Genomic DNA, 15,538 nt, shown 5'->3' with positions numbered 1-15,538 from the left:
TAATGCGATGAAACAGGTAATCCAATGAGCGAGGCGACCTGTCCGCACCTCTACCGCTGGCGCAAAGCACTGCACCGTACAACGCAGCGCGTTAGTCAGTTGCCTAACTACCGCACCAGTGGCCGTGTGATACGCGCCACGGGCATGGTCATTGAGGTAGTGGGGTTACGCGTAGCGGTGGGGAGTGCTTGCCGCATTGAATTACCTGGTGCAGATGGGCGGCTGAACGATAGCGACAAACATGCGGAAGCCGAAGTGGTTGGCTTTGCTGGCGACAAGCTGTTTCTTATGCCGCTAGAAGAAATTTCGGGCCTGATGCCGGGGGCCAGAGTCTCTCCACTTAGTGATGGCAGTGGCCACAGCGCCCGACGCTTTCCAATTGGCGATGAGTTGCTGGGGCGGGTGCTCGATGGCAATGGCAACCCGTTAGATGACCGTGAAAGTGTTGAGGATACGCCTCGCGCAACCCTTAATGCGACGCCACTTAATCCGCTTTCCCGAGCGCCTATTGATGCCCAGATTGACGTTGGCATCCGCGCCATCAACGCATTACTGAGCGTTGGCCGGGGGCAGCGCATGGGGCTTTTTGCTGGCTCTGGGGTAGGTAAATCCGTACTGCTCGGCATGATGGCTCGCTATACCCAGGCGGATGTCATCGTAGTGGGACTCATCGGCGAACGTGGTCGTGAGGTACAGGACTTCATCGACAACATCTTGGGGCCTGAGGGACGCAGGCGTGCTGTGGTCGTGGCAGCGCCCGCGGATACCTCACCACTCCAGCGCTTACAAGGAGCCGCTTACGCGACGCGGTTGGCCGAAGGTTTTCGCGATGAAGGGCGTAACGTTCTGCTGATTATGGATTCACTGACCCGCTACGCCATGGCCCAGCGTGAGATTGCGCTCGCAATTGGTGAACCGCCCGCCACCAAAGGTTATCCACCTTCGGTATTCGCTAAGCTACCCGGGCTTGTCGAGCGTGCTGGAAACGCTGAGCGCGGCGGCGGTTCAATCACCGCTTTTTATACGGTGCTGACCGAAGGCGATGATCAACAGGATCCTATTGCCGACTCAGCCAGGGCAATTCTTGATGGCCATATCGTGCTCTCACGCACGCTGGCCGAAGCGGGCCACTACCCGGCCATTGATATTGAAGCCTCAATCAGTCGTGCGATGACAGCCATTAGCTCTCCTGAACAGCTTCAAGAAGCCCGCACCTTTAAACAGCTTTTTTCACGCTATCAGCGCAATCGTGACTTGATCAGCGTAGGGGCTTATAGCCCAGGGCACGACCCAAGACTGGACGAGGCGGTGAACCGCTTCCCGTCATTGGAACGGTTCCTTCAGCAAAACATTGATGAGTGTGCAACGCTTGAAGCATCACGCCAAGCACTGCACGCGGTAGTGGGAGGTTAGCGATGAGTCATTCACAGCTCGACATGCTGACAGGCTTAGCCCGTGATGCGCGGGATAAAGCCGGGAAATTATTGGCAGAAGAACGACAAACGCAGCAACAAACAGAAGCGCAGCTGCAATCACTTAGCCGCTATCGCGTGGAGTATGCCGAGCGTTTACAGAAGGCGATGCGCGACGGCATCGACCCCGCCACCATGTACAACTATCAGCAGTTTCTGGCATCGCTGGATGCCGCCCTCAGCCGGGCACGGCAGGCGCTTGTAGCCCAGCAAAAACGTGTACAGCAAAGCCAACAGCATTGGCAACAGGAACAGCGCAAGCTCTCCTCCTACGATACGCTGACATCACGACGTTTATCCGAAGAGCATCGCCGCCAAGAACGTTACGAGCAAAAATCAAGCGATGACTTTGTAACGAACCGTTTAGCCCGCCAGCCGAATGATAAGGCGCATTAGCGCCACGCCGAGGAGCTGTATTTATGACTATTGAGCTATTGCTAACAATGCAGGGCCAGGGAGCTAACTCGTCATCAAGCTCTTCTGCAGCCCCAGGCTCTCCGCGTGCAGCGCAAGGCATGTTCCTACAGGCGTTTACGCAGGCTGCCAGCCAGCAGGCCCGCCCCTTCACTAGCGCCCAGGCAGAAAGCGCCCCCAAACTTTCACTGAGCGATATTGTTGAACAATTAGCATCACTTGATGGTGAGCTGGATGAGGAAACACTGTCGAGCATAGTGGCCACCGTAAGCGCTCAGGGGCAGGCTACCGACATGCTCTCTTCTGGTACTGATAGCGTTGCGCTTGCTCAAACGCTAGAAACGGCATCAGCAGCGCGAGAACCAGCCTGGGCACCAGAACAGGCTTCTTCGTCGCCTGCTGAAGGCACTGAGACGGTCGAGACAACCACGCAGATGACTATCGCAGAAGTCGCGTCGCGTTTAGCCCTCATCGCGTCATATTCTACGCCGTCAACCGCAAACCCTGCGGGCTCCGGTGCACACCCTGCGACGCCCTCAGCAGCAAGCTTAAGTCAGGCAACGGTCCAAACACCACCCGGTAACCTTGCGCCCAGCAACGCTTCTCCTGCCACCGTCGCTTTACTTGCAAGCACGGCCCTCGCTAGCGCTGCACCACCTGATGGGCAGGTAGCGCTAGCCGGCGAAAGAGCGGTTGCAGAAACACCACGAATAGCAACACAAACGCCAGCTAACGCTGCTGCATCAACAATGGCGCTGCTGCCTACCAATGGTTCAGCCACTGCTCCACCCAACAATACGGGTGAGCTGGCTCAGTCTGCAGCTGGCCCCTCGCTAACCAGTGCATTGGCAGCCACAGCACAGCAAGCGATTGGCGCCACCAACGCCTCGCGTCCAACGGCATCAAGTGCTAAGGCGTTGCCAGTAGAAGCAGCGACCACGCCTGTTAACACCCCGACACTTGCGGCATCGCTGGAAACCATTCCTGCCCAACCGTTTACGACCATGCAGCCAGGCATGCATGCGCTGTCCCCGCTCAATACTGCACTGACGCCAACGGTGAATGCTGACGCGGTGGCCAGCTTATTCGCTGAGGCAGAGACGGTGAGTGTCACCAGTAGTGCAAGCAAAGGCAGTGAGCAGGTATTACCTGCAGCGCTGACGTCACAAAACCAAGCCATGCCTAATAGCCCTGCGACAGCGACCTTAAATACGCCGCTGACCAGCCCCGCTTGGCCTTCCCAGTTAGGGCAGCAGTTAATTCAGTTTGCTCAGCGTGGCGGCGAACACCAAGTTAAAATGCAGCTTCACCCTGCTGAGCTAGGGCCATTATCGATCACGCTTAAGGTGACCGAACAGGGCACACAGGCACACTTTTTATCGTCACATGCCCCTGTTCGTCAGGCCCTTGAGCAAGCCATTCCTCAACTACGTGAAGCACTTGCTGAACAGGGCATTTCACTCGGTGAGACCTCTGTAGGTGAGCAGCAGACCCCGAACGAACAGGCTTTTGCCCAGCAAACGCCAGGAAAATCCGCTGGTAATCGAGGCGGTGAGTCAGGTAGCGATAGTGCCCCTTCACTTACCGAGGTGGATGACCAAAGTAGCCAAGATGGCCGTGTCGATCTCTATGCTTAATGCTTAATTCCGACATTAGCGTTGAGTGTGACGGCTCTGATACTCACGCCATCAGGTAACTAAACCAAAAGATAGGCTCATCCAATGAGCTTGTTCATTTCATCACCTGTAACAGCGTTAGGCATAATGCTTGGCTAGTGTTACGGGTGAAATTTATGGGAACAGCAAATGGCAGAAGCAAGCGGCGGGTCTAAAAAACTGCTTTGGATAATGATTGTATTGGTACTGCTTTCGTCAGCGGGTGCAGCGGCAGCTATCTATTTGGTGCTGGATCAGCGCGGCGGCAATGCTGAACACGACGAAACACTGCAAAAAATTGAGCATGTACCGCCTGTCTTTACACGTATTGACCCATTTACTGTCAACCTGGCAGATGATCGCTATGGCTCCCGTTTGCTTTATACCGGCATTACGCTTCGGGTTGGGGACGAGCAAAGTAAGGCGATTATTGAAGAACACATGCCCCAGGTACGTAGCCGCTTGCTGATTTTATTATCCGGCAAACAGGCGAATGAACTAACCTCCACTGAGGGGAAAGAAGCGCTGGCCCAAGCAATTATCAACCGCTTGAACGTCCCGCTTACCGAAAACCAGCCTCCACTAGACTTACGGGAAGTGCTGTTTACCGAATTCATTGTGCAATAACCCGGGAACTGGAGCCGTTCATGTCACAGGACGATCTACTGTCCCAGGAAGAAATTGATGCCTTACTAAAGGGCGTCAGTGGCGATGATGAGCCTGCGGCTCCGTCATCGTCCACCCAAGAGGAAGCGCGCGTTCGCCCCTACGATCCCGCGACACAGCATCGAGTGATTCGTGAGCGCTTACACGCGTTAGACTTTATCAATGAGCGTTTTGCACGCTACTTCCGCAATGGTCTATTCAACTTGATACGGCGCAGTGCCGATATCACCGTTGAGTCGGTGCGTTATCAGAGCTTTAGCGACTTTTCGCGCAATGTTCCAGTACCCACCAACTTGAACCTTGTATCAATGAAGCCGCTGCGCGGATCAGCACTCGTGGTCTTTCCACCTAACCTAGTGTTTATGGTGGTGGATAACCTGTTTGGTGGCGATGGTCGTTTCGTAACCAAATCGGATGGCCGCGAATTCACTAATACCGAGCAGCGTATTATCCAGCGCCTGCTCAACTTGGCCATTGATGCCTACCAAGAGGCGTGGAAGGTTGTTTATCCGTTAGAGGTGTTTTTTTTACGTTCCGAAGTGCAATCCAAGTTTGCCAACATCACCAACTCGCCCAACGAGATTGTGGTGAACACCAAGTTCAATATTGAAGTGGGCAACCTGTCGAGCAACTTTCAGATTTGTATGCCCTACGCCATGATTGAGCCGCTTAGGGATTTGCTCGCCAATCCGATTAATGACAGCAACCATGACCACGATGGCACATGGTCACGGCGCATGGCGAACGAGCTTCGCCAATCAGAAGTTGAGTTAGTCGCTGAATTTGCCCAAATACCCAGCCGTATTGCCCAAGTAATGGGGCTTAAAAAGGGCGATGTGTTGCCCATGGATATTCCCAATACGATCACCGCTCGCGTCGACGGTGTCCCGGTGATGGAGTGCGAGTACGGGAGCCAACAGCAGCAACGCGCATTACGCGTGCTACGTATGATCGACCATGCCGCTATGAATAACCTATCGTCCAAGGACTTTATTAAAGGTTCAACGCGACAGAAAGCCAAGGAACCCAAAGCATGACTGATCCAAATAAACCCGATCAAAAGGTCTCTGATGATGATTGGGCGGACGCCATGTCAGAGCAAGAAGAGCCCAGTTCGAGTGCCGATGCCGCAGGCGAGGAAGACCCATGGGCAGCGGCCATGGCCGAGCAAGAAGCCGCCGAGGAAGCAGACGACTCAAGCAGCAAGCCTGAGCCAGAAGCCCCTGTTGCTAAACCAGCAAGCGATGAAGTATTTCGCCCGCTAAGTGCTGAAAGTGGCCATGCCAAGTCTCGCGACTTGGAAATGATCATGGATATCCCGGTCAAGCTTACGGTGGAGTTAGGCCGCACCAAGCTAACCATCAAACAACTACTTGAACTTGCCCAGGGGTCAGTGATTGAGTTGGAAGGTCTCGCTGGTGAGCCCATGGATATTTTGATCAATGGCTATTTAATTGCCCAAGGGGAAGTGGTTGTGGTGGAAGATAAATACGGCATTCGCATCACAGAGATTATTACCCCCTCTGAGCGCATTCATAAACTCAACCGATGAGCGTCGCTTCCTCTTCTTCATCGAGCACCTCACTGGATGCCATTAGCGGTAGCGGTGATGCCTTAATCGGCATGGCAGCACTCGGCAAAACGGCCGCGGCACTCGCTCTGGTCATTGCCATTATTCTGCTATGCACAGCGGTACTCAAACGCTGGCAAACCGCCCGCTATCAACATGGTGCTCACTTAAAAATTGTGGGCAATACCGCGGTAGGCAATCGCGAGCGTATCGTCGTGGTTGAGATAGAGGATACGTGGCTGGTCGTCGGCGTTAGCAATGGGCGGATCACCAAACTGCACGAACGTCCTGCGCCGACAGATCGCCCCACTGCGTCACCCGCCGAGGCGCCTTCGCGGTTTTCTCAGCGTTTAGCCCAGGCCCTAGCCACCAGCCAGGGCAAACGCGATGCCGAGCCCCCCACCGCTTCCGATTCAAACCACACACCATGAGATTCGAGATGCACTTCGCTTGGCCTTATGGGCGGCGTTGGTGGCTAATACTTGCCACGATCGCCTGCTGCTTATTTGTTCTACCTGCTCATGCGCAGCAGCTTCCTGGACTGGTGTCTCAACCTTTAGATAATGGTGGTCAGCAGTGGTCGCTGTCGTTACAAACGCTGCTATTTTTAAGCTCTCTGGCTTTTCTGCCAGCCATGCTGCTCATGATGACCAGCTTTACGCGCATTATTATTGTTCTTAGTTTGCTCAGAACAGCCATGGGTACCCAGGCTACGCCGCCAAACCAAGTTTTATTAGGTATCGCGCTGTTCTTGACGTTTTTTATTATGTCGCCTGTCTTAAACCAAGTGTACGACATCGCTTGGGTGCCGCTTACTAATGAAACGATCAATTTTGAAGAGTTCTTACTGCGGGCTCAGCAACCATTTCGTGAATTCATGCTCGCCCAGACCCGCGAGCCTGATTTAGCACTTTTTGTGCGTCTTGCGGAGGTAGGCCCCATGCAAGGCCCCGAAGAGCTACCTATGCGGGTCTTACTGCCTGCCTTTGTTACCAGTGAGCTTAAAACTGCCTTTCAGATTGGTTTTACTATTTTTATTCCTTTTCTGATTATTGACTTAGTGGTCGCGAGCACGCTGATGGCGCTCGGTATGATGATGGTGCCACCGATCACGATTTCACTGCCCTTTAAGCTCATGCTGTTTGTATTGGTCGATGGCTGGCAGTTGATTATTGGCTCGCTAGCAGAAAGCTTTTACATGATTTGAGCGTCGCGTTCAGCGGCCAGGAGTATCCATGACCCCGGAAATGGTGATGAGCATTGCTTACCAAGGCATGCGAGTAACGCTTTTTCTTGCAGGCCCTATGCTGCTGGCCGCCCTCTTCACCGGCCTTATCATTAGCTTGTTCCAGGCAGCAACCCAAATAAATGAAATGACGCTGACCTTCATTCCCAAAATATTAGCCGTCTTTGCCGTATTGGTACTTGCAGGGCCTTGGCTCCTCGGTTTGATCACCGATTTCACCCATCGCCTCTTCAGCAATATTCCCAGTATGGTGATGTAACGCCATGGTGGAGGTGACGTTCGCCCAGCTCCAGGCGTGGTTAGTGGCTTTCTTTTGGCCATTTGCACGTATTACTGCCTTTATGGCGGCTTCGCCTCTCTGGGGCCATTCCAGCGTTCCGAATCAGGCCAAGGTGGCGTTAGCCGCGATCATTGCCATTGTGATTGCTCCGATATTGCCTGCCATGCCTGATATTCCCATCGTGTCGTGGGCAAGCGTAGGTATCCTGGTTGAGCAACTGCTGATAGGCGTTGCGATTGGCTTAGTCATGCATATTGTTTTCGCCGTAGTGCAGGCAGCTGGTGAGTTTATCGGCTTGCAGATGGGTTTGGCGTTTGCCAGCTTTTTCGATATGTCGAGTGGCACCAATATCATGGTGCTATCGCGTATTCTTTATATGATTACGCTGTTGATGTTTCTGGCTATGAATGGCCACCTGATGGTGTTAGAAACGTTGATCATGAGCTTTGAAACACTCCCCATTGGCATTGGTGCCTTAAATCCGAATGCGTTTGAGCTGCTGGCGCGTTATGCAGGTACTATTTTTGCTTCCGGAATGCTGCTTGCGCTACCGCTGGTCGGTTCACTGTTGATCATTAACTTAGCACTCGGCATTCTCAACCGCTCAGCGCCGCAGTTGACGGTATTCAATATCGGTTTTCCCGCCTCATTAACCGTTGGGCTTATCCTGCTGATGGTATTAATGACAGACATCGGCCGCTTTTTACAGCAGCTCTTCAGCCAGGGGCTGGCCTTTATGCAGAGCCTGATCGAGACCATGGCACCGCTAGGCTAGTGTGCAAAGCGCATCTGAAAAAGGCCCCAACCGCTAGCTGAACTGACCCCCAATAGTTGGACGGTTCATTTAGCCGGCGCCCAAGGCCTGAGTCCTGTACTGCACAGGGCTCAGGCCTTTTAGTTTTAGCTTGATCCGGTGATGGTTGTAATAGTAGATGTAGTCAGCAATACCGCGCTGCAACTGCTCAACGGTATCGAACCGATTCAGGTGAAAATACTCAGCCTTCAGAGTGCCGAAGAAGCTCTCCATCGCCGCATTATCCAAGCAGTTACCCTTGCGCGACATGCTACGAAGTACCCGCTGCTCCACCACCAAGTGGCGATAGCTAGGATGTCGATAATGCCAACCTTGATCCGAATGGAGCAGCGGCCGATCCCCTGGCATCAGCCTGTCAAAGGCTTTCTTCAACATCCCCTTCACTAGATCGAATACCGGGCGTCGCCCTGTCTGGAAGGCAATGATCTCTCCGTTATACAGGTCCATGACCGGTGACAGGTAGAGCTTCTGGTCATTGACCTTGAACTCGGTAATGTCCGTCACCCATCGCTGATGGGGGTGCTGAGCCTGGAACCGGCGCCGCAAGGTGTTAGGAGCCGCGTGGCCCTCCGCTCCCCGGTAGGCACGATAGCGCTTGGGGCGAACCAGGGACTTCAAGCCCAGCTGTCCCATCAGCCGCTGAACGGTCTTGTGGTTGATCGTCTCTCCTGCCTGCCGCAGAACAGCGGTGATACGCCGGTAGCCATAGCGCCCTTGGTGGCGGTCGTAGATCGCCTGGATATGCTCCTTCAGAGAGGCATACCGATCGACAGTGCCCAAGGCCTGTATCTGGTAGTAAAACGTGCTGCGAGGCAGCTCAGCGGCACGCAGCAGCAGAGCCAGCGAATGTTCATGCCTCAACCCTTGGACGCTCCGGGCTTTTTGCCCCGCGTCGCTTCCTCTTTTTCCCGGATCAAGGCATCGAGCTTTTTTAAGTAGGCATTCTCGGCGCGCAAGTAAGCCAACTCTTCGAGCAGGTCCTCTTGGGAGCGCTCACCATCAGGCGGGATTGGTGTGGAGGATGGCTTCTTAGTCATCGGGCGGCGTCCTTTGGGTTTTGGCTCTAGTGCAGTCAGACCACTACTATGGTACTGACGCGCCCATCTGCCAATAGCGCCCATCTCGCGGATATTGAAGAAGGCCTGCGCCTGACGCTGTGACAAGCCATCTCGCCACATCGTCTCAAGCACCTTCCGCTTAAAAGCCGCGCTGTAGTGCTTATACTGCTTGCGCAGACCTGCTACGCCGTGCTGACGGTATCTCTCGCGCCACGTCCGTACCAGAGAATGATCCAGGCCATGCTGGCGAGCCACCTCCCTCAAGCTGGTGTTATCGTGCAGACACTGCTGCACCACCCGCAGCTTGAAGTCCTCATTGTATCGACTGCTCATAAAAACACCCCGACGGTTGGGTTGGGTGTCCAACTTTCGGGGTGCAGTTCATAGCGGTTGGGGCCTTTTTTAATGCAACATCATGCACGACTAAAGCGTGGCCGATTTACATATAGTCGAACAACGACATGCCTTTAATATCGACGAATGCTTTCTGAGCAGCCTGAAGACCCACTTGGCGTAAGCTATATTCAGAAATCGCTTCGACGTAATTCAAATCGACCAAGTCAGACAGGGTTTGCTCATAGTTAAGCTTTCGGTTGCTGCCTACCGCATCAATCACTTCCAGCTCATTCAGCCGAGCACCCGCAGAAGCACGAACGGAAAGCACGTTATCGAGCGCATTATCAAGATCACGCATCGACGTATTAAGCGTATTACGTAACGCAGCTTTTTCCGTGGTGCTTTGGGCAGGCATTTCTAGCACGCTAATCGCTGCTTCCATAGTGCGAAACAGGTCCGCACCACGCTGCTCACTACCCGCCCGGGCAATTAAGATTTCATCATCGGGCTCGGCGCTGCCGGTAAGTGTGATATTAAGCCCAGCAAAACTAAGCTGCTGGCCGTCGCCAACATATTCACCACTGGCCACTAAATCAGCGGCGTCTTCCTGCCAGGCACCGTCGCTAAAACGTTGCACTTGATAGCTGATGCCGCTACCCAGCGCTGCATCTTCACTGAACACAACACGATAGCTGTCGCCATAGCCTGGAGCGTTAACATCGGTCAGCTGAGGCCCCTTGAAGGTAACGCCCCCGAGGTTTTCTGTACTAGCTTCAGCGATATAGCCAGCACCGCTGGGGACGCCCTGAAAAATCGAGGCACCATTTTCAGCAACAGGCATCAAACGCGAAGAATCGACACGCTGCTGGCGTGAATTGTTATCACCGTTATATTCCACGTTGCCGTCTGCCGATTTAACAAACGGCGGAGCATTATCTTTATAACCGCCGAATAAGTAGCGACCATTGCCATCGGTGGCATTCGCCTGGCCCAGCATCGTTTCGTAAATGCCTTTTAGATCACTGGCAATGGATTCACGGTCCACATCGCTCAGCGTATCGCTAGAGGCTTGAATCAGCAGTGCTTTAGCACTAGTCACTGCATCACTGACACTGTTAAGAATGCTCTCAGTTTGCGACAGTGAATTGCGTGCCGAAACCCGAGCGTCTGAAAACTGCTGATTCATCGCCCTGGATTGATCAACGCCGACAGCACGTGATGCTGCCTGCGGATCATCGGAAGGATTCACCACGCGACGGCCACTGGCAATTTGCTGGCTAACTTTCAAGAAATCGCTTTGCTGCCGGTTAATAGAAGCCGTGCTCTGCTCAAACATAGTGACCGTACTAATACGCATCGCCTAAGCTCCTTATTAGTTCCGTAGATTCAAGATGGTATCCAGAATGGCACCTGCGGTATCAATCACGCGCGCATTCGCTTGGTAATATCGCTGATAGCGAATCAGGTTAGCCGCTTCTTCATCAAGATTAACACCCGACTCTGATTGCTGAACCGCTTCCAGTTGATCGGTTAGCCCTTGTCGAGCATCTAAATTCACCTGGACAATATTGGCACGGTTACCCACATCGCTAACAATGACGCCATACGCGCCGCTCACCGATGCGCTACCACCCACGATGGCTTTTTGCTGTAGATCCTGTAACGCCAAGGCATTGCGGTTATCGCCCGCGCCCGTCGCTACCCAATCGGCAGGGTCGTCTTCAGGATTGGCTGGCTTGCCAGCAGCGATACGGTCTAGCTCATTGATGGTGACATCTATACCGCTTGCGCCACGTCGCACCGGCTGCACTTCAAAACGGTCACCATCGTTAGGCGTGCCGCTAATCGTAAGCGCTACGCCACCAAACGTCAGCGCACCGGTTCCCGCGTTCCAGTCAATATCATCTACTGTTGCTCCGTTATCGTTACGCGTAACGGTAGGCGCACCACCCTCAAAGCGAACGGTGTAGTCCGTCGCGCGAAGCTGGTCAATCGTGTCGCTATCAAATTCGGCAGATTCAACGACGGCGGTGCCTCTGTTATTCGCATGACTAAACGCTTGGGGCGAGTACACGGCAAAAAAATCGCCACCTTGCTCACCATCCAGGTCGACACCCTGCTTGTGCTGCTCGTTAAACGCCACTGCAAGAGAAACCGCCAGTTGGCCAATTTGGTTCTGAGTTTTATCCAGGGTTTCTGAACGGAATATCATCAGACCACCCAGCGCGCCGCCTTTAATCGCTGACTCTTCTAACTGAGCCACACTACCTTCACCATCACGATAAGCCACCACTGTACGCTGTGGATCAACTTCTGATTGCACAGCTTCAAGCTTAAACGCGCTGGTACCCGTCACTAACGGCTGACCATTCGGCAAACTGAGGTTATAGCTTTTTCCATCTTGGATATTTAAGTGTATATCCATGCGTTCATTGAGCTCAGAAACCAAATGATCGCGCTGGTTCAACAGGCTATTGGGCGCTTCACCGCTACGCGCACGGGCCAGCGCAATTTCACGATTTAGGCCGGCAATTTGTTCGGTCGTGTTATTTATCTGAAAAACTTCATCTTTGATTTGGCTATTGATGTTGCTCTGCATATCTTGCAGATAACCATCAAAGGAGCGGAATTGGGCGCTGAGAGTATTGGCTGAGCCAACGACGCCTTGGCGGGCAGCAGGATCCGCTGGTGCACTGGCCAAATCTTCCAAAGAGGAGAAAAACGACTGCATTAATGGCGATAAGCCCGCTTCTCGATCCGCAAGCAAGTTATCAATTTGGGTGATTTGGTTGTGATAAGCCGCCAGTGCGCTTGATTGGGTTTTAGCGCTGTTAAGCTGGCTCGAGACATACGTATTAAACTGGCGTTCGATACTGTTGACCTTAACGCCACCGCCTACAGCCCCTTGGCCAAACTGAGCCAGCTCACGATTATAGCCTGGCGTATAAACGTTACTAATATTGTTGCTGGTGGTATTGAGGGCATTCTGCGCCGCATTAAGGCCGCTTAAGCCGATTGAAAACATGCTCATGGTCAATTCCTTAGGCCGATAAGTTGTCTATCGGCAGTGCGCAGCAAAACTTGAATCACACGTTAGCGGGAATCTGCGAGAAACTCGCGCCCCGTTGCTATCGGCCCCATGGTGTTCATGACGGCGACGAGTTTATTGGCATAGTGGGGGTCCGTCGCATAACCGCCTCGCTGTAATTCATGAGCGGCTTGATGCGCATCAGCGGCCTGCACTACGCCCGCGTAGCGTGGGTTGTTGCCGATCAAATTGGCATAGTCGGTAAACGCATGCTCAAACGAGTCATAGACGCGGAAAGAGTCCACAATCTGGACTCGACGGCCGTTAACATACTCGTGGGTGACAATATCGGTCGTCTTACCCTGCCAATGACTGCCCGCCTTAATACCAAACAAGTTGTGGCTATTGCCGCCGTGTTGCGTGGCAATTTCATGGCGGCCCCAGCCTGTTTCCAGCGCTGCTTGTGCCAGAATAAGCTCGGCGGGCACCCCGGTGGCATCACTGGCAGCCTGGGCTGGAGCGGCCAATGTCGTTAAGAAGCGCTGAACATGATCGGGTGCATGACTGAAACTGCCTGGTGTCACGGCGGAAGTGGGCGTAGCCGTTGAGGCAACGGCCGATGCCGTGTTGGTATTGCTGGTCTCAGCGGCTGAGCGTTGGCTAATCGCGTCTAGTTCAGCCAAGAACCGCCCACCACTCGATGCTGGCGCATAACCACCGCGATTCGGCTGCAGTGGCTCATCCAACACCCTCGGGGTACCGCGTGGTATACCCGCGATCAGCGCTTGCAGTTCTTGGTCAGCGCTACCTGGCTTGTGATTGACCAGCCCTTGGCGCTGCAGCTGCTCCACCAGCATATCCGCCAATCCCATGCCTTTAGACGAGACTACTTGCGACCACTGCTGATCTAACATCTGCTGGTAAGTATCCGTTGTCGAACTGCTCAACAGACCAGAAGAAGGAATAGCATCGCGCATGCTTTTCATCATCATCTGCACAAATAGGGCTTCAAACTGCTGAGCAGCGCCGTGTACACCGGCATCAGGATCCACTCGGGCGTTGTGCTGCAGGCGCTGAAAGCCGTTCATGTCCAGCGCGAATTGGCTGGTCATATCGCCAATGCTCATTTAAATAACCTCAAGCTCTGCGCGAAGCGATCCAGCGGCCTTCAGCGCTTCAAGAATCGACATTAAGTCTTGGGGTGTGGCTCCCAATGCGTTGAGTGCATTGACCACTTCATTCAATTGGGCACCTTCTACGATTTGCAAAAACGCTTCCTGCTGCTCAATTTCAATATCCGTATTGGGCACAACCACCGTTTCACCCTCACCAAAGGGAGCCGGCTGGCTAACCCCAAACTGGGTATCAATCATGATAGAGAGGTTGCCGTGGGCAACGGCTGCTTGGCGCAGGGTGACAGCACTATTCATAACGACGGACCCCGTTCGCGCATTAAGTACGACCCGTGCGGGCGCCTCCATAGGTGTCACCTGCACATTTTCTACACGTGCCATGAAGTTAACCCGAGCGTTTTCATCCACCGGGCCATCAAGTGCAATCACCCGCCCATTACGCGCATACGCTACCGACTGGCCAAATTCGTTATTAATGGCCGTTACCATGCGCTGTACCGTGCCAAAATCTGACTCATTAAGCTGTAACTCTAATCGTCCGCCGTTACCGCCAAGATTTAGCGGCACTTCCCGCTCAACCAATGCCCCATTAGGAATGCGTCCTGATGCCTGTTGATTGATCTGAACACTGCTGCCGCCTGATTGAGCGCCTGCGCCACCCACAAGCATATTGCCCTGGGCAATGGCGTAGGTATCACCATCAGCACCTTTCAGTGGCGTCATTAACAGCGTTCCGCCACGTAAGCTGCGGGCGTTAGCAATCGAAGACACCACGATATCCAAACGCTGACCTGGGCGTGAGAACGGCGGTAAGTCAGCGGTGACCATGACCGCAGCAACGTTGCGCAGCTGTAAGTTAGTACCTGCTGGCACCGTTACGCCTAGCTGAGAGAGCATGTTCGTCAAGCTTTGGCTGGTAAACGGCGCCTGGGTAGTTTGGTCACCGGTGCTATCCAGCCCCACGACCAAACCATAGCCAACCAACTGATTATCACGCACCCCGGCAAAGCTTGATAGTTCACGCACCCGTTCCGCTGCGGCTGGCATCGCTAGTACACAACTAACGGCAAAGAGTGCCGTCAACATAACGACACTACGTAGCCTGTGCTTAACACCACGATAACGGTTTAACTGCATAGCCATGATAGGTCTCTGTTAGCGGGCCGAGTAACTGGCTTAAAACGGCGATACATTTAAGAAAAAGCGCTGTAACCAGCCCATGTGCTGCGCCTCATTGATATAGCCATCACCGACATATTCAATTCTTGCGTCTGCCACTTGGGTTGAAGGCACGGTATTTTGCGCGGTAATTGTGCGAGGGTTAACCACCCCAGAGAAGCGAATGAATTCTGTTCCCTGGTTAATCGCGATCTGCTTTTCGCCGCGTACCCGCAAGTTACCGTTATTCATCACCTCTAATACCGATACGGTGATAGTGCCCGTGAAGGTATTATTAGCTTGAGAGCCGCCGCCACCCGCAAAGTCACTCGCCCCCGATATATCAAAACCGTACTCGGCCAATGTATCCAGCACATCAGGCAGCTGCGCAAGCTCTAGGCTGGCACTCCCCGAACGATCCGCATTGGAACGGGCATTTTTGCTAGCACTTACCTCTTCATCGAGCACAATGGTCAAAATATCGCCAATAGAGCGCGGACGGCGATCTTCAAACAGCGGCTGATAACCCCGACGCGCTTGGTAAATGGAGCCATTAGCGATCGGCGGCGGCCGATCCACAATGGTAATTTGCTCTTGCTCACCGACCACCGAGGCTCGCGGAATTTGCGCGCAACCCGCCGCAAACAACAGAAACAGCGCAAGGCCAACTAACAAAAAACGACGTGAAGCAGCGTGTAAATCCAACAT

Annotated in this window: 16 protein-coding genes; 10 read left to right on the top strand and 6 right to left on the bottom strand. The window is 53.6% G+C overall.

The genetic code is table 11. The features are described from left to right. Positions 1-24: 24 nt before the first annotated feature. From fliI to fliR, 10 genes are all read left to right on the top strand, one after another. A complete protein-coding gene (gene fliI / locus IR195_RS00485; RefSeq protein WP_241006775.1) occupies positions 25-1,413 on the top strand; it encodes a flagellar protein export ATPase FliI in 1,389 nt (462 codons plus the stop codon). Between the two features lie 2 nt (positions 1,414-1,415). Continuing rightward, on the top strand, positions 1,416-1,868 hold the full coding sequence (gene fliJ, locus IR195_RS00480; protein ID WP_146943093.1) for a flagellar export protein FliJ: 453 nt from the start codon (positions 1,416-1,418) through the stop codon (positions 1,866-1,868). 23 nt (positions 1,869-1,891) lie between these two features. Next, the gene (locus IR195_RS00475) at positions 1,892-3,523 is read left to right on the top strand and encodes a flagellar hook-length control protein FliK (protein ID WP_206048496.1); all 1,632 of its coding nucleotides are present in this window, start codon (positions 1,892-1,894) and stop codon (positions 3,521-3,523) included. Positions 3,524-3,691: 168 nt separating this feature from the next. Continuing rightward, positions 3,692-4,168, top strand: a complete 477-nt coding sequence (gene fliL, locus IR195_RS00470) for a flagellar basal body-associated protein FliL (RefSeq protein ID WP_125744803.1) — start codon at positions 3,692-3,694, stop codon at positions 4,166-4,168. Between the two features lie 20 nt (positions 4,169-4,188). Then, a complete protein-coding gene (gene fliM / locus IR195_RS00465; protein ID WP_125744801.1) occupies positions 4,189-5,244 on the top strand; it encodes a flagellar motor switch protein FliM in 1,056 nt (351 codons plus the stop codon). Then, the gene (gene fliN / locus IR195_RS00460; RefSeq protein WP_172419540.1) at positions 5,241-5,759 is read left to right on the top strand and encodes a flagellar motor switch protein FliN; all 519 of its coding nucleotides are present in this window, start codon (positions 5,241-5,243) and stop codon (positions 5,757-5,759) included. The genes fliM and fliN overlap by 4 nt, the downstream gene beginning before the upstream one ends. After that, a complete protein-coding gene (gene fliO, locus IR195_RS00455) occupies positions 5,756-6,208 on the top strand; it encodes a flagellar biosynthetic protein FliO (protein WP_125744797.1) in 453 nt (150 codons plus the stop codon). Before fliN ends, fliO begins: the two co-directional genes overlap by 4 nt. 8 nt (positions 6,209-6,216) lie before the next feature. Continuing rightward, positions 6,217-6,984 carry a flagellar type III secretion system pore protein FliP gene (gene fliP, locus IR195_RS00450; RefSeq protein ID WP_216662374.1) on the top strand — a complete coding sequence of 256 codons (768 nt, stop codon included), beginning with the start codon at positions 6,217-6,219 and terminating at the stop codon, positions 6,982-6,984. A gap of 28 nt (positions 6,985-7,012) precedes the next feature. Beyond that, positions 7,013-7,282: a flagellar biosynthesis protein FliQ gene (gene fliQ, locus IR195_RS00445; protein ID WP_125744795.1), complete on the top strand. Its 270-nt coding sequence runs from the start codon at positions 7,013-7,015 to the stop codon at positions 7,280-7,282. Positions 7,283-7,286: 4 nt separating this feature from the next. After that, positions 7,287-8,078, top strand: coding sequence for a flagellar biosynthetic protein FliR (gene fliR / locus IR195_RS00440; protein ID WP_146943099.1), 792 nt, complete (start codon positions 7,287-7,289; stop codon positions 8,076-8,078). 69 nt (positions 8,079-8,147) lie between these two features. Here the strand turns inward: fliR and IR195_RS00435 are convergent. From IR195_RS00435 to IR195_RS00410, 6 genes are all read right to left on the bottom strand, one after another. Next, a protein-coding gene (locus tag IR195_RS00435) for an IS3 family transposase (protein ID WP_206047697.1) occupies positions 8,148-9,508 on the bottom strand; the annotation gives its coding sequence in 2 pieces (ribosomal slippage) (positions 8,148-9,052 and positions 9,052-9,508; 1,362 coding nt in all). Between the two features lie 106 nt (positions 9,509-9,614). Then, a complete protein-coding gene (flgL, locus tag IR195_RS00430) occupies positions 9,615-10,868 on the bottom strand; it encodes a flagellar hook-associated protein FlgL (protein ID WP_125744791.1) in 1,254 nt (417 codons plus the stop codon). 15 nt (positions 10,869-10,883) lie between these two features. Further along, positions 10,884-12,542: a flagellar hook-associated protein FlgK gene (flgK, locus tag IR195_RS00425; RefSeq protein WP_125744789.1), complete on the bottom strand. Its 1,659-nt coding sequence runs from the start codon at positions 12,540-12,542 to the stop codon at positions 10,884-10,886. 62 nt (positions 12,543-12,604) lie between these two features. Continuing rightward, positions 12,605-13,666, bottom strand: a complete 1,062-nt coding sequence (gene flgJ, locus IR195_RS00420; protein WP_206048495.1) for a flagellar assembly peptidoglycan hydrolase FlgJ — start codon at positions 13,664-13,666, stop codon at positions 12,605-12,607. Beyond that, positions 13,667-14,758 (bottom strand): flagellar basal body P-ring protein FlgI, encoded by a 1,092-nt coding sequence (locus IR195_RS00415; protein ID WP_171880225.1) that lies wholly within the window; start codon positions 14,756-14,758, stop codon positions 13,667-13,669. 90 nt (positions 14,759-14,848) lie between these two features. Beyond that, complete coding sequence (locus IR195_RS00410; RefSeq protein WP_125744785.1) at positions 14,849-15,538, bottom strand: flagellar basal body L-ring protein FlgH; 690 nt, start codon at positions 15,536-15,538, stop codon at positions 14,849-14,851.

Source organism: Vreelandella venusta (genome assembly GCF_015689495.1).
Taxonomy (GTDB): Bacteria; Pseudomonadota; Gammaproteobacteria; order Pseudomonadales; family Halomonadaceae; genus Vreelandella; species Vreelandella venusta.
Note: the sequence above shows the minus strand (reverse complement) of the source record. Positions and strands in the feature narration are given on the sequence as shown.

Excerpts from the sequence above, each read along its gene's own strand:
- fliO (WP_125744797.1), top strand. The coding sequence starts at position 5,756 with ATGAGCGTCGCTTCCTCTTCTTCATCGAGCACCTCACTGGATGCCATT.
- fliN (WP_172419540.1), top strand. The coding sequence starts at position 5,241 with ATGACTGATCCAAATAAACCCGATCAAAAGGTCTCTGATGATGATTGG.
- flgK (WP_125744789.1), bottom strand. The coding sequence starts at position 12,542 with ATGAGCATGTTTTCAATCGGCTTAAGCGGCCTTAATGCGGCGCAGAAT.
- fliQ (WP_125744795.1), top strand. The coding sequence starts at position 7,013 with ATGACCCCGGAAATGGTGATGAGCATTGCTTACCAAGGCATGCGAGTA.
- IR195_RS00410 (WP_125744785.1), bottom strand. The coding sequence starts at position 15,538 with ATGTTGGATTTACACGCTGCTTCACGTCGTTTTTTGTTAGTTGGCCTT.
- fliJ (WP_146943093.1), top strand. The coding sequence starts at position 1,416 with ATGAGTCATTCACAGCTCGACATGCTGACAGGCTTAGCCCGTGATGCG.
- flgJ (WP_206048495.1), bottom strand. The coding sequence starts at position 13,666 with ATGAGCATTGGCGATATGACCAGCCAATTCGCGCTGGACATGAACGGC.
- fliP (WP_216662374.1), top strand. The coding sequence starts at position 6,217 with ATGCACTTCGCTTGGCCTTATGGGCGGCGTTGGTGGCTAATACTTGCC.
- IR195_RS00475 (WP_206048496.1), top strand. The coding sequence starts at position 1,892 with ATGACTATTGAGCTATTGCTAACAATGCAGGGCCAGGGAGCTAACTCG.
- fliR (WP_146943099.1), top strand. The coding sequence starts at position 7,287 with ATGGTGGAGGTGACGTTCGCCCAGCTCCAGGCGTGGTTAGTGGCTTTC.
- fliM (WP_125744801.1), top strand. The coding sequence starts at position 4,189 with ATGTCACAGGACGATCTACTGTCCCAGGAAGAAATTGATGCCTTACTA.
- fliI (WP_241006775.1), top strand. The coding sequence starts at position 25 with ATGAGCGAGGCGACCTGTCCGCACCTCTACCGCTGGCGCAAAGCACTG.
- fliL (WP_125744803.1), top strand. The coding sequence starts at position 3,692 with ATGGCAGAAGCAAGCGGCGGGTCTAAAAAACTGCTTTGGATAATGATT.
- IR195_RS00415 (WP_171880225.1), bottom strand. The coding sequence starts at position 14,758 with ATGTTGACGGCACTCTTTGCCGTTAGTTGTGTACTAGCGATGCCAGCC.
- flgL (WP_125744791.1), bottom strand. The coding sequence starts at position 10,868 with ATGCGTATTAGTACGGTCACTATGTTTGAGCAGAGCACGGCTTCTATT.